We start from the raw sequence: 25,444 nt of genomic DNA, 5'->3' as shown, positions 1-25,444 counted from the left end.
CTGGGCAATACGCCCAATTCGCTTGGTGTGAGCCCAGTCTTGGCCGGTACGTCATGTGCAGACCCCCGTCGCCGCATTGCTGCCGGTGAACGTCGGTGAGGGGCTCGGACTCGCGTCGGGGGCGGCGCTCTCCCCGCCCCGCTCGCCCGCCTCCGCCTCCCGCTCGTCCGCGCTCCGCGCCGGGAGCACGGTGATCGGGGTGTCCTCGCGCAGCCGCTGGAACAGCTGCTCGGCCTCCGGCTGCACCAGCTCGTCCCGGTTCCTGTCGGCGGCGTACGGCTGCCGGGGCGCGGTCAGGAACTGCACCTTGTCGGTGGGGATGTCCCGCATCGACTTGGAGAGGTCGTACAGATCCTTCAGGGAGTCGAGCCCCGGATCCGTGGTCAGCGACTTGGTCGCCGCGTCCAGCAGCGGATACAGCTTTGTCCAGTTCAGCAGGACGCCGTCGCTCTGCACCTTCTTGACCAGCGCGCCCAGGAACTGCTGCTGCCGCTCCATCCGGTCGGTGTCGCTGCCGTCGCCCAGGGACTTCCGGGCGCGTACGTAGCCGAGGGCCTGCTCGCCGTCGAGGGTCTGCCGGCCCGCGTCGAGCCTCAGCCGGGCGTCCTCGTCGTCTATGGGCTTCTTCAGACAGACCTCGACGCCGTCGATCGCGTCGACCATCTTCTTGAAGCCCCGGAAGTCCACGATCATGTGGTGGTCGATCCGCACCCCGGTCATCTTCTCGACCGTCCGGATGACGCAGGCCGCGCCCCCGATCGCGAAGGCCGAGTTGAACTGCCCGAACGTCTCCTCGGTGCGGGAGCCGTCGGCCCGCCGGCAGCTCGGGATCCACGCCATCAGATCGCGCGGCACGGACATCGCGGTCGCGCTCTTCCGGTCGGCGGCGATGTGCAGCAGGATCGTGGTGTCCGAGCGCTGGCTCTCGCCCTCGTCCCGGCCGTACTCGCTGTTCCCCTCGCCGGAGCGGGTGTCGGAGCCGAGCACGAGGATGTTCCGCGCGTCCAGGACGAGCGGGGCCGGCCGCTCCTTCTCATGTATCCGCAGCTCGGTCGCGGCCGTGGTGTCGGTGGTGATGTTGGAGTCCAGCTGACGGTAGAACCACCAGGCTGAGCCCGTCCCGGCCAGCACGACCAGCGCGGTGCCGACGGCCGCCCAGCGCAGCCAGCGGCGCCCGCGGGGGCGGACGGCGGGTTCCTCGGGTTCGGCTGCCGCGTCGGTCGCGCCGTCGTCCTCCGCCGGGCCGCCCGGCCCGGCCGGAGTACCAGCACTGTCGGTCACGTCTGCGTCCATCCTTCATGGCGTCGGCGGCGCGCTCGACCGCCGATCGCAGGGCTAGACGGCCGAACATCGCGCATGGTTGTGCGGTACGGACCGGGTTTCGCCGCCCATACGCCGGAGTTGGGGGCCGGACCGGCACAAAACGCCCCCGACTCCCCCCGGACCAGGGAAGTTGAGCACCGGCCCACCCGCTCGCGACCGCCCCGGACGCCCTGACGGCCCGTGCGCTACCGCACCGTGGCGGTGACGCGCTCGCTCTCGATCCGCTGCTCCAGGCCCTTCGGCGACAGCTGGTCGAGATGGCGGCACAGCACCACCGAGGCACCGGCCGCGAGCGGCGCGAACAGCCCCGCCGACAGACCCTCCCAGCTGTCGTAGCCGCGCCCGCTGAGCAGCCGCGACCCGGCGCTCAGCCCCAGCTCGGCCGCGTCCGCCCGGGCCCGCTCCACCAGCTCCGCGCCGCTCAGCCCCACACCGCCGACCGACAGCGCCGCCGCGCCCGGGTCGACGGGCGCGTACGGCGCGAAGCGGTCGCCCTGCGAGGGCACCTCCACCGCGTAGTCCGAGAAGCCCTCCGGGGCCTTCGGGAACCGCCCGCCGAGGGGGCGCAGCGCCAGCGCCACCCGCTCGCCCCGGCAGGCGCGGGCCCGCTCCAGGGTGTCGGGTCCGCTGACGACGAGATCGGCCGCCGAGGGGTCGCCGCCCACGTCCGCCGTCACTCCGGCGGAGGAACAGGCGAGCAGCCACACGGCGCTCTGCCAGTGCGCGGGCAGCAGCAGCGCGAGCCGGTCCCCGGGCTCGGCGGCGAGCTCGCCCTGGAGCAGATTGGCGGTCTTCGCCACCCAATTGGCCAGGGTGGCGACGGACAATTCGACGCGCTCACCGGTGGCGTCGTCGTAGAAGGTGACCAAGGGGCGCGAGGGGTCCGCGGTGAGCGCGGATCGCAGCAGGTCGGCAGGGGTACGGTCGCTGGCGTTCACCAGCGTTAGGGTACGCGCCGCACCGCCCTCGGAGACGGCCGAACCGGTGACGGGATCCCCCGCCCGGCCCGACCGCCGCCGGTGTGTGGGCGGGCGGTCCGGGCGGCCGGGGTCCAGGATCTTCCCCATGCGTGGACTCCTGGTTTCCTCGATCGGCGTCGCGGTCTCGGCCGCGCTCGTACTCCCGCTCCCGGCGCCCTCCGGCGCGGCCCCGCCACCCCCGCCGCCCTCCGCGGCGAAGGTTCCCGACAAGGCCCCCGACATCGCCGGCTCCACCCAGTCCCTGCCGCTCGCGCCGAGCACCCGCTCGCTCGCCCCGACCGCGGAACGCGGACTGCTCCAGCGCCGGGTCGCGCCGTTCTCGATGGTCGGCGTCGTCTGGGACGACCCCGCCGCCGAACTCCGCGGCACGGTCCAGGTCCGCACCCGGGCCGCCGGCACCGGAGCCTGGTCCGGCTGGCAGGACGTGGAGACCCACAACCACGAGCACGGCGCGGACCCGGGCACGGCGGAGAACCGGGCGGCCCGGGGCTCCACCGCCCCGCTCTGGGTCGGGGCCAGCGACGGAGTGGAGGTACGGGTGCGGCCCGCGACGGGGGAGCCCGCGGCGCTGCCCGCCGGAATGCGGCTGGAACTCGTCGATCCGGGAGAGGCCCCGGAGGCCGCCGAAGAACCGGAGGAACCGGACGAGCCCGAGGAGCCCGAGGAGCCGGAGGAGGCCGAGGAGGCCGAGGAGCCGGACGGGCCGGAGGAGGCCGAGGCCCCGGAGCACCCCGTACAGCCGACCGCGCTCACCCGCCGCGCCGTGTACCCCACCCCCCAGATCCACCTCCCGGTGCTGGAGGCGGCGGCGAAGCCGTACATCGGACCGCGCCCCAAGATCGTCAGCCGCGCGGGGTGGCGGGCCAGCGAGGCCCTGCGCGAACGGGGCTTCGTCTACAGCAAGACCATCAAGGCCGCCTTCGTCCACCACAGTGCCACCGGCAACAGCTACACCTGCAATCAGTCGCCCTCAGTCCTTCGCAGTATCTACCGCTACCACGTGGTGAGCAGCGGATGGCGGGACATCGGCTACAACTTCGCCGTCGACAAGTGCGGCAACATCTACGAAGGCCGGGCCGGGGGCGTCACCAGGGCGGTCCGGGGCGCGCACACCCTGGGATTCAACGCCAACACCATGGGCATCGCGGTCCTCGGCTCCTACAGCCGCGTCAATCCGCCCGCCGCCGCCGTGACCGCCGTCGCCCGGCTCACCGCCTGGAAGCTCGGGCTCTTCAAGGGCAACCCGAAAGGCAAGGTCACGCTCACATCGGGCGGCAGCGGCAAGCACCCCCGGGGCCGGAAGGTCAGCTTCAATGTGATCTCCGGACACCGCGACGGCTTCTACACCGACTGCCCGGGAACCCGCCTCTACGGCAGGCTCGGCACCGCCAGAAACGCGTCCGCCGGCTATCAGGGACGCGTATGACCGGGCACATGCCCATCCACTGCATAAACTGACCGGTCTCGAACGGATGAATTCCCCCTCCCGCCCGGACAGGAAGCAGAGACGACACGGTGACTGAAGCGATCCTCCTGGTCGGCGGCAAGGGCACCCGGCTGCGCCCGCTCACCGTGAACACGCCCAAGCCGATGGTCCCGGCGGCGGGCGTCCCCTTCCTCACGCACCAGCTGGCGCGGGCCCGGGCCGCCGGGGTGGAGCACATCGTGCTCGCCACCTCCTACCTGGCGGAGGTCTTCGAGCCGTACTTCGGCGACGGCTCCTCGCTGGGGCTGAGCCTGGAGTACGTCACCGAGCGCGAGCCCCTCGGCACCGGCGGCGCGATCCGCAATGTGGCCGAGCGGCTCACCTCCGGCCCCGACGAGCCCGTCCTGATCTTCAACGGGGACATCCTCACCGGGCTCGACATCGGAGCCCTGGTGGAGACCCACCGGGTCTCCGGCGCGGACGTCTCCCTCCATCTGACCCGGGTCGCGGACCCGCGCGCGTTCGGCCTGGTGCCGACGGACGGGACCGGGCGGGTGACGGCCTTCCTGGAGAAGCCCCAGACCCCCGAGGAGATCGTCACGGACCAGATCAACGCCGGGGCGTACGTCTTCCGCCGCTCCGTCATCGACACGATCCCGGCCGGCCGCCCGGTCTCGGTCGAACGGGAGACCTTCCCCGACCTCCTCTCCTCGGGGGCCCACCTCCAGGGCATGGTCGACTCCACCTACTGGCTCGACCTCGGCACCCCCCAGGCCTTCGTCCGCGGCTCCGCCGACCTCGTCCTCGGCCGAGCCCCCTCCCCGGCCGTCCCCGGCCGCCGCGGCGACCGCCTCGTCCTCGACTCCGCCTCGGTCGCCCCCGACGCCAAACTCACCGGCGGCACCGTCATCGGCGAAGGCGCGCGAGTCGCCGCGGGCGCGCGCGTCCACGCCAGCGTCGTCCTCGCCGGCGCCGTCATCGAAGAAGGCGCCCACATCTCCTCCTCCCTCATCGGCGCCCACTCCCGCATCGGCCCCCGCACCGTCCTCGACGACACCGTCATCGGCGACGGCGCCCACATCGGCGCCGACAACGAACTCCGCTCCGGCCTCCGCGTCTGGTGCGACACCACCCTCCCCCCGGGCGCGGTCCGCTTCTCCTCCGACCAGTAGCCCTGATCGGGCCCGGCCGGTCCCTGCCTGCTGCGGGCTCTGACGGGCTGAATTTGGCCTAGCCGCCAAAATTCAGCCCCGCTGGGGGCACCTCCCGGCGAAGCCAGGGGGAGATTGAGGCGCGGGGGTTCGGGGGCCGGCCCCCGACGAGGGCCTGAGGCCAGCAACGGACCTGAATTGACGGCCCGCCCGGTCCGGGCCCCTGTGGCGCGGGGTCCGTCCTCAAACTCCCCCTGGGCTTCGCCCGGGAGGTACCCCCAGACGGGCTGGATTTGACCGCCCTGTCCTGTGCGGTGACTGTCCTCAAGCTCCCCTTGGGCTGAATTGGCCAGGTCGCCAAATCCAGCCACGCTGGGGGCACCTCCCGGCGAAGCCAGGGGGAGATTGAGGCGCGGGGACCCGGGGGCGAGGCAGGCGGCCTACCCTCGAAGGGCACCCCCCTTGGAACGAGGCTCCCGTGTCCATCCCCGCCGCCCAGGCGCAAACCCGCAGCTGGCTCCCCCCGACCCCCCTCGACCTCCCCCTCACCCTCACCCCTCTCCGCCGGGGCCCGGCGGACCCGACGTACCGGGCCGCGCCCGACGGGTCGTTCTGGCGGGCCACCCGCACCCCGCAGGGGCCCGGCACGCTGAGGATCGCGGCGCGGGCGGGGAGGGTGGAGGCACAGGCGTGGGGGCCGGGCGCGGAGTGGCTGCTGGAGGGCGCGCCGGGGCTGCTGGGGGCGGACGACGACCCCGGGGCCTTCACCCCGCGCCACCGCCTCCTCGCCGCCGCGCTGCACCGCGCCCCCGGGCTGCGCCTCACCCGTACCGGGCTGGTCCTGGAGTCCCTCGTCCCGACCGTGCTGGAGCAGAAGGTCACCACGGAGGAGGCCTTCCGCGCCTGGCGGTTCCTCGTACGGCGGCACGGCGAGCCCGCCCCGGGTCCGTCCCCCGATCTGTGGGTGATGCCCGACCCCCGGGCCTGGACCCTGATCCCCTCCTGGGACTGGCACCGGGCCGGGGTCGACGACAAGCGCGCCGCCACGATCCTGCGCGCCGCCCGCGCCGCCCGCCGGCTGGAGGAGGCGGCGGGGCTGCCGGCCGATCGGGCCAGGGCCCGGCTGGAGCTGATCCCGGGCATCGGCCCCTGGACCTCCGCCGAGACCGTCCAGCGCAGCCACGGTGCGCCGGACGCCGTCACCACCGGGGATCTGCATCTGCCGGGCATCGTCGGCCACGCCCTCGCGGACGACCGGGACGCCGACGACGCGGCGATGCTCGAACTGCTGGCCCCCTACGCGGGGCAGCGCCACCGCGCCGTCCGGCTGATCATGCTGAGCGGCCGGATCCCGGCCCGCCGTACGCCCAAGATGTACGGGGCCCGGCCGCGCCACTGGCAGTGACGCGGCGCGGTGACGGTCAGCGGACCTCGATGAACGCCGAGGCGCTCCGCTCCGGCCGGGGCTTCGGCGGCCCCGCCGGGTGCCCCACGGCCACGGCCCCCATCGGGTCCCACTCCTGGGGGAGCCCCAGCACCTCGCGCACGACGTCACGGCAGAACATCGTGGACGAGACCCACGCCGAGCCCAGCCGCTCGCCCGCCAGCGCCACCAGCAGGTTCTGCACACCCGCGCCCGTCGCGACCACGAACATCTCGCGCTCGGCGGTGTCGCGGCGCTCGTCCCCGTAGTGGTGGGAGCCCTCCGTCACCAGACAGGGGACGACCAGATACGGGGCCTTGCGCAGCACCTCGCCCCGGCGCACCCGCTTGGCGATGGACTCTTCCGGCTTCCCGTCGCGCCGCAGATCCTCGATCCAGGCGTCGCGCATCGCGTCGAGCAGCCCGGTCCGCGAGGCGGCCGATTCGAGGAGGACGAAGCGCCAGGGCGTGGTGTGGTGCGGAGCGGGCGCGGTCACGGCGGCGGCGACCGCCCGGCGGACCGCCGCCGGGTCCACCGGCTCGTCGGTGAACTCGCGGACCGTGCGCCGCTGGGTGACCGCCTCGCGTACGGCCTCGGAGGTGCCGAGCCGGAACATGTCGTCGGCCGGGTCCCGCACCAGCGCGCGGGCGTCGTCCTCGCCGCCGACCAGCTGCGCGAGACCGCGCACCACGGCCACCGGCCGGCCGGCCGTCTTGCCCTTGACCAGGTCCCCGGCGGCGGCCAGCTCGTCGGCGACGGCGACCACGGTCGCGCTCAGCGGGTTTCCATGGCTGTCGCTCCCGCCGCGCAGATCGTCGAGCACCCGCACCCCGGCCGAGCCGATCGCGACATCGGTCAGCCCGTTGCGCCAGGGCCGCCCGAAGGTGTCCGTGACGATCACTCCGACGTCGACGCCGAGCGTCTCGCGCAGCCCCGCGCGGATCGCCCGCGCCGAGACGTCGGGGTCCAGCGGCAGCAGCAGTACGGTGCCGGCCGGGGTGTTGGAGGCGTCGACCCCGGCGGCGGCCATGATCAGGCCCTGCCGGTTCTCCACGATGCGCAGCGGACCGCGCCGGGCCACCACCCGCACGGTCTCCGCGTCTATGGCGGCCTCGCGGTCGCCGGCGGCGAGGACGCGCCCCTCCGCCTTGCTCACGATCTTGGAGGTGACGAGCAGGATGTCCCCGTCGGCCAGTCCGGGCCCGGCCTCGGCGATCAGCCGGGCGAGGTCGTCGCCCGGGGCCACCTCCGGCAGCCCCGCCAGGGCGCGTACGGAGAAGTCCGAGGTCTCCGCGCCGAGCAGGGCGGTGACGGGGGAGGGGTCGTACGGCGGTGTCACGCCCGGACCTCCTCGGCGAGGGCCAGCGCCTGTCGCGCCATCTCGGCCGTCGCCCCGGTGTCCGTCATCATCAGCGGCACCGCCCGGCAGCGGATCCCGGCGGCCTCGACCGCCTCGACCGCGTCCGCGTCCACGGTGTCCACGAGCCAGCCGTCCAGCAGTCCGGAGCCGTAGTGCTCGGCGACTGCGGCGGCCGTCGCCTCCACGCCCACGGCGGCGAGCACCTTGTCCGCCATCCCGCGCACGGGCGCATTCCCGACGATGGGGGAGAGCCCGACGACGGGCACCCCCGCCTCGGCGATCGCCTCGCGGATCCCCGGCACCGCGAGGATGGTGCCGACGCTGACGACCGGGTTCGACGGCGGGAAGAGGATCACATCGGCGGCGGCGATCGCCTCCAGCACCCCGGGGGCGGGCTTGGCCTGCTCGGCCCCGACGGGCACGACGGCCTCGGCGGCCACGGAGGCCCGCAGCTTCACCCAGTACTCCTGGAAGTGGATGACCTTCCGCTCGCCGTCCAGCTCCACGGCGACATGCGTCTCGACCCGGTCGTCGGACATCGGCAGCAGCCGGACGCCCGGGTTCCAGCGGGTGCAGAGCGCCTCGGTGACGGCGCTGAGCGGATATCCCGCGGCCAGCATCTGGGTGCGGACGATATGGGTGGCGAAGTCGCGGTCGCCGAGGCCGAACCACTCGGGGCCCACGCCGTACGCCGCCAGCTCCTCCTTGACGTGGAAGCTCTCGTCCGTACGTCCCCAGCCCTGCTCCTCGTTTATGCCCCCGCCGAGGGTGTACATCACGGTGTCGAGGTCGGGGCAGACCTTGAGTCCGAAGAGATGGATGTCGTCACCGGTGTTGCCGATCACCGTGACGTCCGCCTCGGGGGCGGCCTGCTGAAGGCCGCGGAGGAAACGGGCGCCGCCGATGCCGCCGGCCAGAACCACAATGCGCATGCGCCCAGCATGTCAGTTGGGGGTCGGGCGGTGGGCCGCCAGGGCGGTCGGGTGCGCTCAGAGCGCGTGCGCGGGCTCCGCCGCCCGGCACTGCGGGTGGATCGCCCCGGCCGGGCTCATCGGCATCTCGGTCAGGCCCGGGTAGTAGATGTGCAGGGAGACGGCGGGTTCGAGCGAGTCGTTGACCACCTCGTGCGCGTATCCGGGGGCGAAGACCCGCTGCGCGCCGGCCGGCAGCTCACGGGAGGCGCGGGAGGTGTGCTCGGTGAGCTGCCCCTCCAGGACGGTGAAGACGCCGGAGGAGTCGCCGTGGCCGTGTGCGCCGGTGCCCTGCCCGGGCACCCAGGAGAGCAGCCACACCTCGTACCCCGGGCCGGTGCTCAGCCGGTGGTACCAGCGGCTGGCGGCGTCGTAGCGCACCAGATGGGCCCAGCGCGCGCGGTCCGCGGCGATGGAGCGGGCGAGGCCCACGAAGTCGGCCACGGTGGAGGGGTGTTCGGCGGCGGGCTGGAGGAGGTGCTGGACGGCGAGGATGTCGCCGGCGATCTGGAGGTCGCTGTCGCTGTTCATGGGTGCGGTGGTTCCTCGGCGAAGAAGCGAGACGGAGGACGAGCAGTGCGGGGCGCGGACGCCGGGGCGGGCGGCGGGGCGCAGGCGCGGAGCCGTACGGGATCCCGCCGTGATCCGTGATCCGGGATCCGTGGGCGGTAATGCGGGGAGAAAGCCGGAGCGCTACGGCATCAACAGCTGGAACAGCGACAGCGCGCCCGGACAGCACTGCGGCACCCGCACCGGGAGGCCGTGAAAAGCGCTGAGGTCGCTGACATGCCATCCAAGGTGACGGGTCGGACTCTTTCATGTCAACTCAATGACCGGTTTGGCGGCAATGTTTCACCTCATACGGTTACGCGGCCCGGAGAAAGGTTTGCTCAGCCGGTCCAGCGGAGACACGGCAACCGAACCGCGCCGGGCCGCCCCGGGCCGGGCGCGCGAGCGCTGTCGGGGTCCTGTGAACGGGCTGTGATCCGGATCGCTTCAGTGGCCGGATCGCAACAGGATCGATCCGTGTGTCGTCCTCACTCGCGAGAAGGGAGGCGCAGCAACGTGCGTGGGCAGGCCACTGGCATGTGTCGCGTTTTTGGTGATTTCAACACTTTCCGCATAGCCTTGGTTCCGCAGAGTGAATACGGAGCCCAATAGCAGATCCCGGCTTGACTGCCCCGGATCCGCACACTTGTAATTTCACTCGTGTCGTTTGGCCGAAACCGATCACGGCAACATCACGGGGACGCAAAAACAGACGAGGGGCGCACATGACCGAGCTGTTCGAACAACTGCTGGTCGAGGACGCGGACGACGAAATCGGCTGGCAGGAGCGCGCGTTGTGCGCCCAGACCGATCCCGAGTCCTTCTTCCCTGAGAAAGGCGGATCCACACGCGAGGCGAAGAAAGTATGCCTTGCCTGTGAAGTCCGTTCGGAATGCCTTGAGTATGCGCTCGCCAACGACGAGCGATTCGGAATCTGGGGCGGCTTGTCCGAGCGTGAACGGCGACGACTGAAGAAGGCCGCCGTCTGAAAACCGAACGCATATCCAGGACCAGGCCGGAGCGCGGACTCCGGAACACCGATCACGGTCCGCCGGCCGCGGGTTTCACCCAGCCGGCGGGCCGTTCGTCCGTTCCGGCCCCCTCGGCGCCCGGCGCGGCCCCCTCCGCACCAGGCTCCGCACCCACAACCCCCGTCCCACCACGCCGCTTCGTCACCCCGGCACCTTTCCCTACCGTTAGTGTGGGGCCCCGTCCCAGACGCTTCAGCGCCCCCGCGTGGGCGACCTCGGCCGGAGGGCCCGTACCTCGATGTCCGCCACAACCGCCGCGTACTCCCCAGCGCACACGCCGGAGTTCCCGAGGCATGTCGTCACCGCCGTGGTCGTCTCGCACGACGGCGCCCGCTGGCTCCCCGACACCCTCGCCGGACTCCTCGGCCAGGAACGCCCCGTACAGAACGCCGTCGCCGCCGACACCGGCAGCGCCGACGAGTCCGCGAACCTGCTCACCGACGCGCTCGGCGGCGACCGGGTGCTCCACCTCGCCCGCCGCACCGGCTTCGGCGCGGCCGTGGACGAGGCGGTGCGCACCGCCGGCACGCTCACCCCCGACGACCTCGCCTATCTCAAGCGCCCCAGCGGCTGGGACCCCGCGACCAGAACCTGGCACGACGACGCCTACGCGCTGCCCGAACTGCCGCACGGCGAACCGGTCCAGTGGCTCTGGCTGCTCCACGACGACAGCGCCCCCGAACCCGACGCCCTCGCCGAACTGCTGCGCGTCGCCGACTCCGACGACCACGTCGGCATCGTGGGGGCCAAGCTGCGGGGCTGGTACGACCGCAAGCAACTCCTCGAAGCCGGCGTCACCATCGCCAACAGCGGACGCCGCTGGACCGGCCTCGACCGCCGCGAACAGGACCAGGGCCAGCACGACCAGATCCGCGGCGTGCTGTCCGTCTCGTCCGCCGGCATGCTCGTCCGCCGCGACGTCTTCGAACAGCTCGGCGGCTTCGACCGCCGGATCCCCCTGATGCGCGACGACGTCGACCTCTGCTGGCGCGCCCACTCCGCCGGACACCGCGTCCTCATCGCCCCCGACGCCGTCCTGCGGCACGCCGAGGCCGCCGCCCGCGAACGCCGCACCGTCGACTGCGCGGGCCGCTCCACCGCCGGACCCCACCGCGTCGACAAGGCCGGCGCCGTCTACACCCTCCTCACCAACGCCCGCACCGTCGCCCTCCCGTACGTCCTGCTCCGCATCCTCCTCGGCACCGTCCTGCGCACCCTCGCCTATCTCATCGGCAAGGTCCCCGGACAGGCCGTCGACGAGGTCATGGGCGTCCTCGGCGTACTGCTGCGCCCCGAGCGCGTCATCGCGGGACGGCGCGCCCGCGCCGCCACCCGCACCACCGACGCCCGCGAGCTGCGGCCCCTGTTCCCGCCCCCCGGGGCCACCGTCCGCGCCACCGCCGAGCAGATCGCCGGCCACTTCGGCGCGGGCGACGACACGGACGCCTCCGGCTCCCGCCACGGCGGCTCGGTCGAATCGGGACCCGGCGGCGACGACGCCGACTATCTGGAGCTCGAACAGTTCGCCCGGCTGAAGAAGATCGCGCGCAAACCCGCGCCCGTCCTCTTCGCCCTCCTCCTGATCGTCTCCGTGGTCGCCTGCCGGGGCCTCTTCGGCGGCGGCTCACTGGCCGGCGGCGCGCTGCTCGCCGCCCCCGCCGAGGTCTCCGACCTCTGGGCCCGCTACGCCGAGGCCTGGCACCCCGTCGGCACCGGCGGCACCCAGACCGCACCGCCGTACTTCGCCGTCCTCGCCGCCCTGTCGGCGCTCTTCCTCGGCTCCACCGGCGTCGCCCTCACCGTCCTGCTCGTCTGCTCGGTCCCCCTCGCCGGACTCACCGCCTACTTCGCCTCCCGCCCGCTGGTCGGCTCCCGGCTGCTGCGCGCCTGGGCGAGCATCGCGTACGCCTTCCTGCCCGCCGTCACCGGAGCGCTCGCCACCGGACGGCTCGGCACCGCGGTCCTGGCGATCCTGCTGCCGCTCGCGGCCCGCGCGGCCGTCTCCGCGCACGGATTCCACCGGCCGGGCCGGGCCGGCTGGCGCGCCACCTGGACCTACGCGCTGCTGCTGACCCTCATCACCGCCTTCACCCCGATCGTCTGGCCGATCGCCGTCGTGCTCGGACTCGGCGTCCTGGTGGTGCGCCGCCGCGAGGCGGTGCCGTACGGGCTCCGCTTCCTCGCCGCCCTCGGCACCCCGATGCTGGCCCTCGCGCCCTGGTCGCTCACCCTGCTGACCGAGCCCTCGGCCTTCCTGCGCGAGGCCGGCCTCGACATCGGCGGCGGCGGCGCGTCCGCCGTCGACCTCCTGGGCATCAGCCCCGGCGGCCCGAAGACCGTCGGCGGACTCGTCCTCATCGGCATCGTGCTCGCCGCCCTCGCCGCCCTGCTGCGCGAGAAGAGGCACTTCGCCATCCGCGCCGCCTGGGTCGCGGCCCTGGTCGGCCTGGTCTTCGCGGTCCTCGCCAACCGCTCCGTGTGGGCGGGCCCCGCGACCCTCGTCTACGGCGTCGCGCTGCTCTCGGCCGCCGTGCTCGGCGCGGAGATGGGCCGTACCCGCGTCGGCGCGCAGAGCTTCGGCTGGCGGCAGCCCGTCGCCGTCCTCATCGCCGTCGCCGCCGTGCTCGGCCCGGTGATCGCGGCCGTCGGCTGGATGGCCGGCGGCGCGGCCGGTCCGCTGGAGCGCCGCGACCCGGTGCAGCTGCCCGCGTTCGTCGCCGAGGAGAGCGTCAACCACGACCGGCCCAGGACCCTGGTCCTCGGCGGCGCGTCCGACGCGAAGGTCCCGTACACCCTTCTGCACGGCCCCGGCGGACGCCTCGGCGACGCCGAACTGACCGAGGCGGCCGACCGCGACACCCGTCTCGACAAGGTCGTCGCCAATCTCGTCGCGGGCTCCGGGGCCGACCAGACCCGCCAGCTGAGCGGCTTCGCCGTCCGCTATGTGCTGCTCCGCGACGGAGCGCCCGCGCAGACCGCCCGGGTCCTGGACGCCACCCCCGGCCTCAAGCGCCTCAGCAGGCTCAAAGGCAGCTCCCTCTGGCTGGTCGACCGCCAGGTCGCCCGCGTCACGATCGTCCCCCGCGAGGGCGACCCGCTGCCCGTCGAGTCGGTGGAGGTCGAGGCGCACACCACGATCCCGGGGGGCGGCGAGGGCCGCGTCCTGCGGCTCGCCGACCGCGCCGACGAGGGCTGGACGGCCACCCTCGACGGCCAACCCCTCAAGAAGACGACCGTCGACGGCTGGGCCCAGGGCTTCGAACTGCCCGCAGCGGGCGGCCGGCTGGCGCTCACCCACGAGAACCCCACCGGCCACACCGTATGGATCTGGACCCAGGCGTTCCTGGCCCTGGTCCTGATCGTGCTCGCCCTGCCCGGCCGCCGCGCGCAGAACGACGACGACCTCCCGGAGGAGAGCGTCCCCCTGCCGCTCAAGATGCCCGCCCAGGCCGCCGACGGCGAGGGCCGCAGGGCCCGCAGACTGCGCGCCCAGCCCGAGCCGCCCGCCGCGTCCGCCGTGCCCGCCGTGCCGGACGGGATGCCGCGGGAGCAGCCGTACCCGGGGAACGTCCCGTACCCCTCCGCCCCGCCGCCGCCCCCGCCCCCTCCGCCGCTGTACGCGGAGGAGGAGCCGTACCAGCAGCCGTACGCGCCCGTCGCGCCCGCCGCCCCCGGCGACCAGGGGTACGGGGCGTACCCGCCCGCGTACGAGAACCGGCCGTACGAGCCCTATGAGCCGTACCCGGCCGACCCGTACGCCCACGGCCCCGGCCACGGCTCCGGCCCCGGCCCCGGGCACCACCGCACCGAACCCGACGCGAACCCACGAGGCGAGTCAGAGTGAAGCGCACGACCATCTCCCTGCTCGCCGCCGTCACCGCCCTCGCCGCCGTCACCGGTCTCGCCGCGGCGACCGCCCCGGACGCCGGTCTCGCCGCGGCCACCTCGGCCAAGGCCCCGGCCAGGCTCCCGGTCGAGCGGTCCGCGCTGGTCTGCCCGGCGGCCGGCAGCACGGAGATCGCCGAGACCCGGCACACCTCGTACACCCCGGCGGCCGACGGCGGCGCGGGGGAGAAGGGCACGGCGGAGCTGAAGCCGGTGCTCGGCTCGTCGGTCGAGCGCCGCGCCGAGCCCGGCGAGCGGAAGGACGAGCGGGCCGCCGCCGAGAAGCGCGTCATCGCGCTCAAGGAGCCCGGCGTCCCCGTCGTCACCGAGGAGGACGGCTCCGAGGCCCCCGCCTTCATCGGCCTCGCCACCGGCCGGCTGGCCCCCGGCTGGACCGCCCAGCAGACCACCGAGGTCGGCGCCGGAAGCGGGCGCGGCCTGCTCGGCGTCAGCTGCACCACGCCCCGTACGGAGTTCTGGATTCCGGGGGCCTCGACCGCCAAGGCGCGCCAGGACTACGTCCATCTCACCAACCCGGACGACACCCCCGCCGTCGTCCACATCGAGCTGTACGGCAAGAACGGCAAGCTGGAGACGACCCTCACCGAGGGCGTCCCGATCTCCCCCGGGGCCACCCTGCCCATCCTGCTCTCCACCCTGACCTCCCAGGTGTCCGAGGACGTCACCGTGCACGTCCTCGCCCGCGCGGGCCGGGTCGGCGCGGTCGTCCGGGCCGCCGAGGACGGCGTGGGCAGCGACTGGATCACCGCCGCGGCCGACCCGGCGGGCACCGCGGTGCTCCCGGGCGTGCCGACGGACGCCACCTCGGTACGGCTGGTGGCGTACGCCCCCGGCGACCGCGACGCCGATCTGAAGGTCGAACTCGCGGGCCCGACCGGCCGGATCGTCCCGCTCGGGGGCGAGAGCCTGCATGTGAAGGCCGGGATGACCGCCGGGCTCGATCTGAAGGACGTCACCAAGGGCGAGGCCGGCTCACTCATCATCAGCCCGGAGAGCACCGGCCGGGCGACCCCGGTGGTGGCCGCGCTGCGCGTGGTCCGGGGCAAGGGAGCCAACCAGGAGATCGCGTTCATCCCGGCCACCGAGCCGCTCGGCGCGCGCGCCTCGGTCGCCGACAACCGGGCGAAGGGCTCGACGCTCAACCTCACCGCCCCGGACGCCGGGGCCCGGGTGCGGGTGACCGCCTCGGCCGGCTCCGAGGGCGGCGAGCCGGTCGTGAAGTCGTACGACATCAAGGGCGGTGCCACCCTCGCGGTGCCCGCCCCGGTCCCCACCGGGCTCAAGGGCTCCTACGCGCTGACCGTGGAGACCGAGTCGGGCGGCCCGGTGCACGCGGCGCGCACCCTGGCCCTGCCGGACGACGGCATCCAGATGTTCACGGTGCAGACGCTGAACGACGACCGGGGGACGGTGGCCGTGCCGGAGGCGGAAGCGGACCTGTCCGTTCTCGACGACTGAGACGACTGGGGCGACTGGGACGGTCGGGGTGACCGGGGTGGCCGGGGCCCGCCGCAGGGGTCGTCCCCGGCGGCGCTCCGGTGGCGGCGCGTCAGTTCTCCGGCGAGCGCAGCACCCGCAGATGGCCCCGGCGGGCGACCTCCAGCGGATCCGCCGTGCGCCGGCCGTTCTGCGCCTCGGCGGGGCGGCCCTGCGGACGGCCCGCCTCCCGTACGGCGTTGGCGAGGGCTTCCAGATCGTCGCCGCTGGGCCGGGCGGGCGCGGAACCGTCGGTGAGACGCACGACCTCCCAACCGCGTGGCGCGGTCAGCCGCTCGCTGTGCTCGGCGCACAGGTCGTAGCAGTGGGGCTCGGCGTAGGTGGCGAGCGGGCCGAGGACCGCGGTCGAATCGGCATAGACGTACGTCAGTGTCGCGACGGCAGGTCGGCCGCACGCGGTGCGCGAACAGCGACGTACAGGGCTCACGAGATTGGACGGTACCGCACTCTTGAGCGGGCTGCGACGACTCACCCCCGCCTCACCCCACCGTGTCGTCCTGTCCGAGCCCCTCGAAAGGGCTCGCCGAAGGCCTCCGTGAGCTGCGCGGGAAGGGCGTACGACAGGGACGGACACCCCCGATTCGGTCATCACCCGGGGTAAATCAGGTCATTCGCCATAGCCCCGGCGATCGCGGTCGCACCCGGAACCGCCCCCAAGCGCAACCGGAACGCTCAATTGGCGACATGCCCCCGACCGGTCCGATTGCCGCGCGCGGAGCGGATCGCCCGGCCGTCCGGAGAGCTACGCTGCGTCAGTGATGGACAGCCCAGTACCGCCGCCCCACCCGGCCGAGCCGAGGCCGCGCCATCGCGACCGCCACGGCCGAGGCATGCGGGGGCCGGTCGCCCCGCCGCAGGTCCCCCTCTCCGCCAGCCGCGCCGATCTCTTCGGCGACCTCGTCCACGACTCCGTGGAACGGCTGGAGAGACGCTGGCCCCAACTCGCCGACGTGGACTTCCTCGTCCTCGACGTCCCCCTCACGGCCGAGGAATCGGTCCCCCTCGGCAGCTCCGCCCCCGCCGAGAAGGGCCGCCAGGCCCGGATCGTCGTCTACCGCCGCCCGGTGGAGATCCGCGCCAAGAACCGCGAGGAGCGCGCCGCCCTGGTCCACGAGGTCGTGGTGGAGCAGGTCGCCGAGCTGCTGGGGCTGGCTCCGGAGTCGATCGACCCGCGCTACGGCCAGGAGTGAGGCGTGCCGGTAGTTTGAGGTGACCGCAGAGACTTATGGAAGGTTGGACCCGTGGCTGCTGATCTGTCACAGATCGTGAAGGCGTACGACGTGCGCGGGGTGGTGCCCGATCAGTGGGACGAGGAGCTGGCCGAACTGTTCGGAGCGGCCTTCGTCCGGGTGACGGACGCGGACGCGATCGTCGTCGGCCACGACATGAGGCCGTCCTCGCCCGGCCTTTCGGGCGCTTTCGCGCGCGGCGCCGCCGCCCTGGGCGCGGATGTCACCCTGATCGGGCTCTGCTCCACCGACCAGCTCTACTTCGCCTCCGGCCACCTCGGCCTGCCGGGCGCGATGTTCACCGCCTCCCACAACCCCGCGCAGTACAACGGCATCAAGATGTGCCGCGCGGGCGCCGCGCCCGTCGGCCAGGACACCGGCCTCTCCGACATCCGCGAGCTGGTCGAGCGCTGGTCGGCCGAGGGCGCGCCCGAACCGGCCGCCGTGCCGGGCCGGGTGACCGAGCACGACACGCTCACGGAGTACGCGGCCCATCTGCTCTCCCTGGTGGACCTCTCGGCCATCCGGCCGCTGAAGGTCGTCGTCGACGCGGGCAACGGCATGGGCGGACACACGGTCCCGACCGTCTTCGCCTCCCTGCCGCTCACCCTCGTACCGATGTACTTCGAGCTCGACGGCACCTTCCCCAACCACGAGGCCAACCCGCTCGACCCGGCGAACATCGTGGACCTCCAGGCCCGGGTGCGCGCCGAGAAGGCCGATCTGGGACTCGCCTTCGACGGGGACGCCGACCGCTGCTTCGTCGTCGACGAGCGCGGCGAGGGCATCTCCCCGTCCGCGATCACCGCCCTGGTCGCCGCCCGCGAACTGGCGAAGCACCCCGGCGGCACCGTGATCCACAACCTGATCACCTCCTGGTCGGTCCCGGAAGTGGTCCGCGAGGAGGGCGGCTCGCCGGTCCGCACCCGAGTGGGCCACTCCTTCATCAAGGAGGAGATGGCGCGCACCGGCGCGATCTTCGGCGGCGAGCACTCCGCCCACTACTACTTCCGCGACTTCTGGAACGCGGACACCGGCATGCTGGCCGCGCTGCACGTCCTCGCCGCCCTCGGCACCCAGGACGGCACCCTCTCGCAGCTCGTCGCCACGTACGACCGCTACCAGGGCTCCGGCGAGATCAACTCCACCGTCGACGACCAGTCGGCCCGCACCGCCACCGTCCGCAAGGCCTTCGAGTCGCGCCCCGGCGTCACCCTCGACGAGCTGGACGGTCTGACGGTCACCGCCGCCGACTGGTGGTTCAACCTGCGCCCCTCCAACACCGAGCCGCTGCTCCGGCTCAATGTCGAGGCCCGTGACACCGACACCATGGCCGCCGTCCGCGACGAGGTCCTGGCCCTCCTCCGCTCCGCATGACACCGCCGCCACCGCCCCCTCCACCACCGGGAGGGGGCGGTGGCGAGGGCGGCCACCCCGCCCAAAGCGAACCCCGTTCGCCCCGCAGACGAACCCCCGGCGAAGTCTCCGCTCCGCCCCCGGCGCGCCGTCCTGCCCTCCCCACCCGCTCTGACCTGCATCTATCACCTGCCGTCCGCTCACCGCGCCACACCCTTCGTTTCCCAGGAACGCGCCCCGACTCGCCCCCCGGCGGTACGCTGACGTCGCCCGTCCACCCACCCGCCGACCACCCCGGCGCACCGGGGACCCCAGCCGCCCCCGGCATCCCAGCCACCCTGGTCGACACCACTGACGCACCGAAGGAAACCCTCATGCCGCTCGAAGCCGGCCTCCTCGAGATCCTCGCCTGCCCGGCCTGCCACGCCCCGCTCGACGACCGCTCGGAAACCGACGAACCCGAGCTGATCTGCACCGGAGCGGAGTGCGCCCTCGCCTACCCCGTACGCGACGGCATCCCCGTCCTCCTCGTCGACGAGGCCCGCCGCCCCGCCTGACCCCGGACGGCCGGCCCCCGGCGGCCCGACCGCGACCCCGCAGACAGCGACCCCGCGAACCCGCAGCCCCGCGACCGCACGGCGATCGGAGACCCCACCCCATGCTCGACGAGTCCCTCCTCGACGCTCCGGAAGCTCTCGCCCGCGCCGACCGCCGAGGTCTGCTGCGGGGCGCCGCCGAGGCCGGCGCCCGGGTGCGCACCGCCGCCCGCCACGCCGCCGAGGCCGGCATCGCCGAGCTGAAGCCCGAGGGCCGCCCCCGCGCCGTCCTCGTCGCGGGCTCCGGATCCGCCGCCGCCACCGTCGCCGACCTGGTCGGCGCGCTCGCCGGTGCCGCGGCCCCCGTCACCCGCCTCGTCCCCACCGGCGTCGCCCCCGCCGCCGGCGCGCTGCGCTGGGCCCTCCCCGGCTGGACCGGCTCCCTCGACCTCCTCCTCATCGCCACCGCCGACGGAGCCGAACCCGGCCTCGACGTCCTCGCCGAGCAGGCCTACCGCAGAGGCTGCACCGTCGTCGCGGTCGCCCCCAAGGCCACCCCGCTCGCCGAGTCGGCCGCCGGACGCCACGGACTCTTCGTCCCCCTGGCCACCGCCCCCAGCGGGCTGTACGAGGAGAGCCCGACGGCCGACCCCGGCACGCTCTGGTCCCTCTTCACCCCGCTGCTCGCACTCCTCGACTGCGTCGGCCTCCTCGAAGCACCCCCGGAGACCCTCGCCAAGATCGCCGACCGGCTCGACCGCACCGCCGAACGCTGCGGCCCGGCCGTCGCCACCTACAGCAACCCGGCCAAGACCCTCGCCGCCGAGCTGGCCGACAGCCTCCCCCTCATCTGGACCGAGGGAGAGGGAGCCGCCCCCGCCGGCCGCCGCTTCGCCGCCGCCCTGGCCGAACTCGCCGGCCGCCCCGCCCTCGCGGCCGAACTCCCCGAGGCCCTCCCGGCCCACGGCGTACTCCTCGCCGGCACCCTCGCCGCCGCGGCCGACCCGGACGACTTCTTCCGCGACCGAGTGGAGGAACCCCAGGCCCTGCGCGCCCGCGTCGTCCTGCTGCGCGACCGCCCCACCGGCGGACTGAGCGCCGCCCCCGCCGCCCGCGAACTCGCCCTCAGCCACTCCACCCCCATCAGCGAACTCGAACCGGAGGAGGGCTCGGACCTGGAATCCATCGCCGAACTCCTCGCCGTCACCGACTTCGCCGCCGTCTACCTGGCCCTCGCGTCCACCGCGACACCCACCTAGGGCCTGTCTGATGGATCTTGCTGGGCTCGCGTGCCCAGGGGGAGATGCACGGCACCAGACCCCGCTCACTGATCCAGCCTGATCCATCAGACAGGCCCTGGACACCCCCAACCCTCCGCATCACCCCGGAACACGGAAGCTCACATGGACCGCCTCTTCAACACGGTGCGCCCCTACGCCTGGGGCTCCACCACCGCCATCCCGGAACTCCTCGGCACTACCCCGACCGGCGAGCCCCAGGCCGAGATGTGGATGGGCACCCACCCAGGAGCACCCTCCCGGCTCGAACGCGGTGTCCTGGGCGATGTCGTCGCCGCGGACCCCGTGGGCGAACTCGGTGCCCGAACCGTCGCCAAGTTCGGCCCGCACCTCCCCTTCCTCTTCAAGATCCTCGCGGCGGGCACCCCCGTCTCCCTCCAGGTCCACCCGGACCTCGCCCAGGCCAGGGCGGGCTTCGCCCGGGAGCAGCGCGCCGGCATCCCCGTCGACGCCCCGCACCGCAACTACCGGGACGCCAACCACAAGCCCGAACTGATCTGCGCCCTCACCCCCTTCGAGGGCCTGTGCGGATTCCGCCCGCCCCGCGACACCGCGAAGCTCATCGCCGGACTCGGCGTCGACTCGCTCAAGCCCTACGCCGACGTCCTCCTCGCCCACCCCGAGGACGCCGCCCTGCGCGAAGTGCTCACCGCGATCCTCACCGCGGACCGCGAGGACATGGCGGTCACCGTCACCGAGACCGCCGCCGCCGCCCGCCGCCTGGGCGGCCCGTACACCCCGTACGCGGAGATCGCCCACCACTTCCCCGGCGACCCCGGCGTCATCGCCGCCCTCCTCCTCAACCATGTACGCCTCCTCCCCGGCGAGGCCCTCTTCCTCGGCGCGGGCGTCCCGCACTCCTATCTCAGCGGCCTCGGCGTCGAGATCATGTCCACCTCCGACAATGTGCTGCGCTGCGGTCTCACCCCCAAGCACCTGGACGTCCCGGAGCTGCTGAGCGTCGTCCGGTTCGAGGCCAACGACCCCGGCGTCCTGCGCCCCGAGGCCTCGGCGAACGGCGAAGAGGTCTACGACACCCCGATCGACGAGTTCCGGCTCTCCCGCCACCTCCTCGCCCCCGACGCCGCCGTACGCGACCTCACCCTCGACGCCCCACAGATCCTGCTCTGCACCGCCGGCCGTGTCGCCACTGGCGAACTGATGCTCGCCCCGGGCGAGTCGGTCTTCGTTCCCGCAGGTGAGAACGTTGCGATCGCGGCAGCCGACGGACTCCCGGCAACCCTCTTCCGCGCCACGGTGGTGAACTGACCCCTCCCGCCCTCCCCGACTGCGACAATGGCGCGCCCCGCAAGTCCGGGCCATCCGCCGTGCGACCGGTGACGCCGCCCACGGCGTACGAAGGCGTACGAAGGGACATCCGGCACACATGAGCGCGTCAGGCGGAACCAAGGCGATCGTGGCGGCCCTCGTCGCCAACCTCGCGATCGCGGTGGCGAAATTCGTGGCCTTCCTGTTCAGCGGCTCGTCCTCGATGCTCGCGGAGAGCGTCCACTCGCTCGCCGACTCCGGCAACCAGGGCCTGCTGCTCCTCGGTGGCCGCCGGGCCAGACGCGAGGCCACCCCGCAGCACCCCTTCGGATATGGCCGCGAGCGCTACATCTACGCCTTCCTGGTCTCCATCGTCCTCTTCTCGGCCGGCGGCATGTTCGCGATCTACGAGGGCTACGAGAAGATCAAGCACCCCCACCCCATCGAGAACTGGTACTGGCCCGTCGGCGTCCTCGTCTTCGCGATCATCGCCGAGACCATCTCCTTCCGGACGGCGATCAAGGAGTCCAACGCCGTCCGCGGCACGCTCTCCTGGAAGGAGTTCGTCCGCCACGCCAAGGCCCCCGAACTCCCCGTCGTCCTCCTCGAAGACCTCGGCGCACTCGTCGGCCTGGTCCTCGCGCTCCTCGGCGTCAGCCTCGCCCTGGCCAGCGGCGACGGCCTCTGGGACGGCATCGGCACCCTCTGCATCGGCGTGCTGCTCATCCTCATCGCCCTGGTCCTGGCCGTCGAGACGAAATCCCTGTTGCTCGGCGAGGCCGCCTCCGCCGACGATCTCCGCAGGATCGAGGAGGCCCTCGTGGACGGCGACCGCGTCACCCGCGTCATCCACATGCGCACCCTCCACCTCGGCCCGGAGGAGGTACTGGTCGCGGCGAAGATCGCGGTGCCCAACGACGACACCGCCCAGAAGATCGCCGCCTCCATCAACGCCGCCGAGGAACGCGTCCGCGCGGCCGTCCCCATCGCCCGGGTGATCTATCTGGAGCCGGACGTCTACAGCGCCTCGGCGGCCGCCGCCGGCACGAACCCCGGAAAGTCCCCCGGCGGGCCCGCTCCCTCCCACTGACACCGATGTGTTTCTCCCGACGTTTGCCGCGCCCACCGGGCGGAAGCCCCCGGCCCCCGCGATCGCCAGGCCCGCCGACACCTCGGCAAACGCCCCGCCGGCCGACCACATCCACGCCGCAGGCCCCCGGATCTGTCCGGATCCCGCCCTCACGCGGGCTGGGGCCGACCGGGCCGACCGGTGTAGATTCGTGACCAGAGTCAGGCGTCGCTGCTGATGGCGGTCGGGCGGTCCTCCCCAGGACCGGCCGAGTGGAGAGAGGGCCTCCGACGGACTGCACCGCGAGCGTCCCGGGCATCCGTACGCCCATGTGCCGCTGCGGAGCCAGCCGTACCCACCCTCGAACCCAACCATGAGGAGCAGCCCGTAATGACGACTGTCACCACCGGCCAGGACTTCAAGGTCGCCGATCTCTCGCTCGCCGCTTTCGGCCGCAAGGAGATCACTCTGGCCGAGCACGAGATGCCCGGTCTGATGTCCATCCGCCGGGAGTACGCCGAGCAGCAGCCGCTCGCCGGGGCGCGGGTGACCGGGTCTTTGCACATGACGGTGCAGACGGCGGTTCTGATCGAGACGCTGGTCGCGCTGGGCGCGGAGGTGCGCTGGGCATCCTGCAACATCTTCTCCACCCAGGACCACGCCGCCGCCGCGATCGCGGTCGGTCCGAACGGCACTCCGGACAACCCCCAGGGCGTTCCCGTGTTCGCCTGGAAGGGCGAGACGCTGGAGGAGTACTGGTGGTGCACTGAGCAGGCGCTGACGTGGCCGAACACGCCGACCGGCGGTCCGAACATGATCCTCGACGACGGCGGTGACGCCACGCTCCTGGTCCACAAGGGCGTGGAGTTCGAGAAGGCCGGGCAGGCCCCGGACCCCTCGACCGCGGACAGCGAGGAGTACGCGTACATCCTCACCCTCCTCAACCGCACCCTGGGCGAGAGCCCGCAGAAGTGGACGCGGCTGGCGTCGGAGATCCGCGGGGTCACCGAGGAGACCACCACCGGTGTCCACCGTCTCTACGAGATGCACCGCGACGGCGCGCTGCTGTTCCCCGCGATCAATGTGAACGACGCGGTGACCAAGTCGAAGTTCGACAACAAGTACGGCTGCCGCCACTCGCTGATCGACGGCATCAACCGTGCCACCGATGTCCTGATCGGCGGCAAGACGGTCGTGGTCTGCGGCTACGGCGATGTGGGCAAGGGCTCCGCCGAGTCGCTGCGCGGCCAGGGCGCGCGGGTGATCATCACCGAGGTCGACCCGATCTGCGCGCTGCAGGCGGCGATGGACGGGTACCAGGTGACGACGCTGGACGAGGTCGTCGGCCTGGCGGACATCTTCGTGACCACGACGGGCAACAAGGACATCATCATGGCCTCGGACATGGCCAAGATGAAGCACCAGGCCATCGTGGGGAACATCGGCCACTTCGACAACGAGATCGACATGGCCGGCCTGGCGAAGATTCCGGGGATCGTGAAGGACGAGGTCAAGCCGCAGGTCCACACGTGGACCTTCCCCGACGGCAAGGTCCTGATCGTGCTGTCCGAGGGCCGTCTGCTGAACCTGGGCAACGCGACGGGCCACCCCTCCTTCGTGATGTCGAACAGCTTCGCGGACCAGACGCTGGCGCAGATCGAGCTGTTCACGAAGCCTGAGGAGTACCCGACGGATGTCTATGTGCTGCCCAAGCACCTGGACGAGAAGGTCGCGCGGCTGCACCTGGACGCGCTGGGCGTGAAGCTGACGACGCTCCGTCCGGAGCAGGCGGCGTACATCGGTGTCGAGGTCGAGGGCCCGTACAAGCCCGACCACTACCGCTACTGATCCACTCCGCCGCCCGGCCCACACCCCCGGGCGACAGCGACTGACGGCAGGCCCCCGCACCCCCGTGACGGGGGCCTGCCCCTTTCCCGGCCCCAACGCACAAGGACTCGCACGCCCCCATGCCCCGCGGTCGATACTCGCTCCACGATCCACACGATCACACTCCCCTCGGTGAAGAGCACTTCCACTGCGCCCCCGGCCCCTCCGGCTGGCGCTATGTCTCACAGATCACCACTCCCTCCGGCGATCACGCCGGCTCGGTGGACCTCGCCCTCGACGAGCTGGGCCGCCCCATCCGCCTCGAGCTCAACGCCGCCAGCTGGCAGGTCCGCGGCGCGGCCCTCGAAGGCGTCACCTGGGTCCGCACCGATCCCACCGGCACCCACGCCACCGAAGGCAATGTCCGCGCCCACGCCTTCACCGGCACTTCCCCCGCCTTCCTCATCGCGACCGCCCGTCTGCTGCGACTCACCCCCGGCTCCCCCGCGACGCGCGTCCGCCTCGTGGCGTTCACCGACCCCGTCCTCGCCCCTCGCACCCTCGACCAGTCCTGGGCCCTGCTGAAGAGTGAAGCGCACGCCACTGACAGTCACCCCCTGACAGTGGACGAGTACCAGGTCAGCGCGTTGGACACGGGAGAGCAGCACACGGTCCACATCGCCGGCGACGTCGTCCTCTCGGCCCCCGGCATCGAACTCGAAGGCCTCGAAACCCCGCCCTCGACCTTCCCCTGACCCCGCCGCCGCTCCGGCCGTCGCTCGATGTGCGTCCGACCCCGCTGACCTGCTAGTGTCCTCCTCGCCCACAAAAACCGTTGACACGGTCGACGTGGGGAGGTAGATTCAAACGGTTGCCTCCGACTGGACAAGGTCGAGTGCAGCCGATAGTGTCTCTCTTGCTCGGAGCGGGAATTGAATTCCTGCCGAGCCAATCGACTCCTTATCCGGATCGCGAAGGCCGATTAGCTCGGCCGAAATGATTCTGATAAAGTCGGAGCAGCCGAAAGGCAAAAGGCCGGTCCAACTGGCCGCTGGATCTGAAAATCCAAACCGGAAACGGAATGGGAAAAGGATCTGGTAGAGTTGGAAACGCAAGACCGAAGGGAAAGCCCGGAGGGCCTGGTGGAAAGGGCCTGAAGGAAGCGTCCGTTCCTTGAGAACTCAACAGCGTGCCAAAAGTCAACGCCAGATACGTTGATACCCCGTCCCCTTCTGGGGATGAG

Annotated in this window: 20 protein-coding genes; 14 read left to right on the top strand and 6 right to left on the bottom strand. The window is 72.7% G+C overall.

The genetic code is table 11. The annotated features are described in order from the left end of the window. Nucleotides 1-51: 51 nt before the first annotated feature. Entirely contained in the window at nt 52-1,281 is a 1,230-nt protein-coding gene (locus ABD371_RS00100; protein WP_381735116.1) for an LCP family protein, read from the bottom strand. A gap of 227 nt (nt 1,282-1,508) precedes the next feature. Next, nucleotides 1,509-2,261, bottom strand: a complete 753-nt coding sequence (locus ABD371_RS00095) for a TIGR03089 family protein (RefSeq protein WP_344471226.1) — start codon at nt 2,259-2,261, stop codon at nt 1,509-1,511. Nucleotides 2,262-2,388: 127 nt separating this feature from the next. Between ABD371_RS00095 and ABD371_RS00090 the strand changes: the two genes are divergently transcribed. From ABD371_RS00090 to ABD371_RS00080, 3 genes are all read left to right on the top strand, one after another. Beyond that, complete coding sequence (locus tag ABD371_RS00090) at nt 2,389-3,729, top strand: peptidoglycan recognition protein family protein (RefSeq protein WP_344471225.1); 1,341 nt, start codon at nt 2,389-2,391, stop codon at nt 3,727-3,729. A gap of 89 nt (nt 3,730-3,818) precedes the next feature. Then, nucleotides 3,819-4,901: a mannose-1-phosphate guanylyltransferase gene (gene manB, locus ABD371_RS00085; protein ID WP_344471223.1), complete on the top strand. Its 1,083-nt coding sequence runs from the start codon at nt 3,819-3,821 to the stop codon at nt 4,899-4,901. A gap of 457 nt (nt 4,902-5,358) precedes the next feature. Further along, entirely contained in the window at nt 5,359-6,285 is a 927-nt protein-coding gene (locus ABD371_RS00080) for a DNA-3-methyladenine glycosylase family protein (protein ID WP_344471221.1), read from the top strand. A gap of 16 nt (nt 6,286-6,301) precedes the next feature. Here ABD371_RS00080 and ABD371_RS00075 read toward each other — a convergent pair whose 3' ends face one another. The 3 genes from ABD371_RS00075 to ABD371_RS00065 are packed head-to-tail and all read right to left on the bottom strand — an operon-like array spanning nt 6,302 to nt 9,165. Then, nucleotides 6,302-7,606 (bottom strand): coenzyme F420-0:L-glutamate ligase, encoded by a 1,305-nt coding sequence (locus tag ABD371_RS00075; RefSeq protein ID WP_381735151.1) that lies wholly within the window; start codon nt 7,604-7,606, stop codon nt 6,302-6,304. A gap of 32 nt (nt 7,607-7,638) precedes the next feature. Then, a complete protein-coding gene (gene cofD / locus ABD371_RS00070; protein ID WP_344471217.1) occupies nt 7,639-8,595 on the bottom strand; it encodes a 2-phospho-L-lactate transferase in 957 nt (318 codons plus the stop codon). Nucleotides 8,596-8,652: 57 nt separating this feature from the next. Then, nucleotides 8,653-9,165, bottom strand: coding sequence for a cysteine dioxygenase (locus ABD371_RS00065; protein ID WP_344471215.1), 513 nt, complete (start codon nt 9,163-9,165; stop codon nt 8,653-8,655). Between the two features lie 743 nt (nt 9,166-9,908). Here ABD371_RS00065 and ABD371_RS00060 point away from each other — a divergent pair. From ABD371_RS00060 to ABD371_RS00050, 3 genes are all read left to right on the top strand, one after another. Next, nucleotides 9,909-10,172, top strand: coding sequence for a WhiB family transcriptional regulator (locus tag ABD371_RS00060; protein ID WP_006348971.1), 264 nt, complete (start codon nt 9,909-9,911; stop codon nt 10,170-10,172). Nucleotides 10,173-10,452: 280 nt separating this feature from the next. After that, on the top strand, nt 10,453-14,058 hold the full coding sequence (locus tag ABD371_RS00055) for a glycosyltransferase family 2 protein (RefSeq protein ID WP_344471213.1): 3,606 nt from the start codon (nt 10,453-10,455) through the stop codon (nt 14,056-14,058). Further along, entirely contained in the window at nt 14,055-15,578 is a 1,524-nt protein-coding gene (locus ABD371_RS00050; RefSeq protein ID WP_344471211.1) for a DUF5719 family protein, read from the top strand. The genes ABD371_RS00055 and ABD371_RS00050 overlap by 4 nt, the downstream gene beginning before the upstream one ends. Nucleotides 15,579-15,669: 91 nt before the next feature. Here the strand turns inward: ABD371_RS00050 and ABD371_RS00045 are convergent, their stop codons facing one another. Then, nucleotides 15,670-16,044, bottom strand: coding sequence for a DUF3499 domain-containing protein (locus tag ABD371_RS00045; protein ID WP_344471210.1), 375 nt, complete (start codon nt 16,042-16,044; stop codon nt 15,670-15,672). 331 nt (nt 16,045-16,375) lie between these two features. Here ABD371_RS00045 and ABD371_RS00040 point away from each other — a divergent pair, with 331 nt between their 5' ends. The 8 genes from ABD371_RS00040 (at nt 16,376) to ABD371_RS00005 (ending at nt 24,956) form a co-directional block, all read left to right on the top strand. Then, nucleotides 16,376-16,807 (top strand): metallopeptidase family protein, encoded by a 432-nt coding sequence (locus ABD371_RS00040; protein ID WP_190127006.1) that lies wholly within the window; start codon nt 16,376-16,378, stop codon nt 16,805-16,807. A gap of 51 nt (nt 16,808-16,858) precedes the next feature. Further along, complete coding sequence (locus tag ABD371_RS00035) at nt 16,859-18,223, top strand: phosphomannomutase/phosphoglucomutase (RefSeq protein WP_344471209.1); 1,365 nt, start codon at nt 16,859-16,861, stop codon at nt 18,221-18,223. A 353-nt stretch (nt 18,224-18,576) separates the two neighbouring features. Further along, nucleotides 18,577-18,759, top strand: coding sequence for a Trm112 family protein (locus tag ABD371_RS00030; protein ID WP_190127004.1), 183 nt, complete (start codon nt 18,577-18,579; stop codon nt 18,757-18,759). A gap of 101 nt (nt 18,760-18,860) precedes the next feature. Beyond that, nucleotides 18,861-19,997 carry an SIS domain-containing protein gene (locus ABD371_RS00025; protein WP_344471205.1) on the top strand — a complete coding sequence of 379 codons (1,137 nt, stop codon included), beginning with the start codon at nt 18,861-18,863 and terminating at the stop codon, nt 19,995-19,997. A 144-nt stretch (nt 19,998-20,141) separates the two neighbouring features. Next, on the top strand, nt 20,142-21,305 hold the full coding sequence (gene manA / locus ABD371_RS00020) for a mannose-6-phosphate isomerase, class I (protein ID WP_344471203.1): 1,164 nt from the start codon (nt 20,142-20,144) through the stop codon (nt 21,303-21,305). A gap of 118 nt (nt 21,306-21,423) precedes the next feature. Next, entirely contained in the window at nt 21,424-22,395 is a 972-nt protein-coding gene (locus tag ABD371_RS00015) for a cation diffusion facilitator family transporter (RefSeq protein ID WP_344471201.1), read from the top strand. 369 nt (nt 22,396-22,764) lie between these two features. After that, nucleotides 22,765-24,222: an adenosylhomocysteinase gene (gene ahcY, locus ABD371_RS00010; RefSeq protein WP_344471199.1), complete on the top strand. Its 1,458-nt coding sequence runs from the start codon at nt 22,765-22,767 to the stop codon at nt 24,220-24,222. Nucleotides 24,223-24,341: 119 nt separating this feature from the next. Next, on the top strand, nt 24,342-24,956 hold the full coding sequence (locus ABD371_RS00005) for a hypothetical protein (RefSeq protein ID WP_344471197.1): 615 nt from the start codon (nt 24,342-24,344) through the stop codon (nt 24,954-24,956). Nucleotides 24,957-25,444 lie beyond the last annotated feature (488 nt).

Source organism: Streptomyces amakusaensis (assembly GCF_039532665.1).
Lineage (GTDB): Bacteria > Actinomycetota > Actinomycetes > Streptomycetales > Streptomycetaceae > Streptomyces > Streptomyces amakusaensis.
This window is presented reverse-complemented; position numbering and strand designations above follow the sequence as displayed.

Bases quoted from the DNA above. Each gene is read 5' to 3' on its own strand.
- ABD371_RS00040 (WP_190127006.1), top strand. From the start codon at position 16,376: ATGGACAGCCCAGTACCGCCGCCCCACCCGGCCGAGCCGAGGCCGCGC.
- ABD371_RS00015 (WP_344471201.1), top strand. From the start codon at position 21,424: ATGAGCGCGTCAGGCGGAACCAAGGCGATCGTGGCGGCCCTCGTCGCC.
- ABD371_RS00060 (WP_006348971.1), top strand. From the start codon at position 9,909: ATGACCGAGCTGTTCGAACAACTGCTGGTCGAGGACGCGGACGACGAA.
- manA (WP_344471203.1), top strand. From the start codon at position 20,142: ATGGACCGCCTCTTCAACACGGTGCGCCCCTACGCCTGGGGCTCCACC.
- ABD371_RS00065 (WP_344471215.1), bottom strand. From the start codon at position 9,165: ATGAACAGCGACAGCGACCTCCAGATCGCCGGCGACATCCTCGCCGTC.
- ABD371_RS00005 (WP_344471197.1), top strand. From the start codon at position 24,342: ATGCCCCGCGGTCGATACTCGCTCCACGATCCACACGATCACACTCCC.
- cofD (WP_344471217.1), bottom strand. From the start codon at position 8,595: ATGCGCATTGTGGTTCTGGCCGGCGGCATCGGCGGCGCCCGTTTCCTC.
- ABD371_RS00055 (WP_344471213.1), top strand. From the start codon at position 10,453: ATGTCCGCCACAACCGCCGCGTACTCCCCAGCGCACACGCCGGAGTTC.
- ahcY (WP_344471199.1), top strand. From the start codon at position 22,765: ATGACGACTGTCACCACCGGCCAGGACTTCAAGGTCGCCGATCTCTCG.
- ABD371_RS00030 (WP_190127004.1), top strand. From the start codon at position 18,577: ATGCCGCTCGAAGCCGGCCTCCTCGAGATCCTCGCCTGCCCGGCCTGC.
- ABD371_RS00025 (WP_344471205.1), top strand. From the start codon at position 18,861: ATGCTCGACGAGTCCCTCCTCGACGCTCCGGAAGCTCTCGCCCGCGCC.
- ABD371_RS00090 (WP_344471225.1), top strand. From the start codon at position 2,389: ATGCGTGGACTCCTGGTTTCCTCGATCGGCGTCGCGGTCTCGGCCGCG.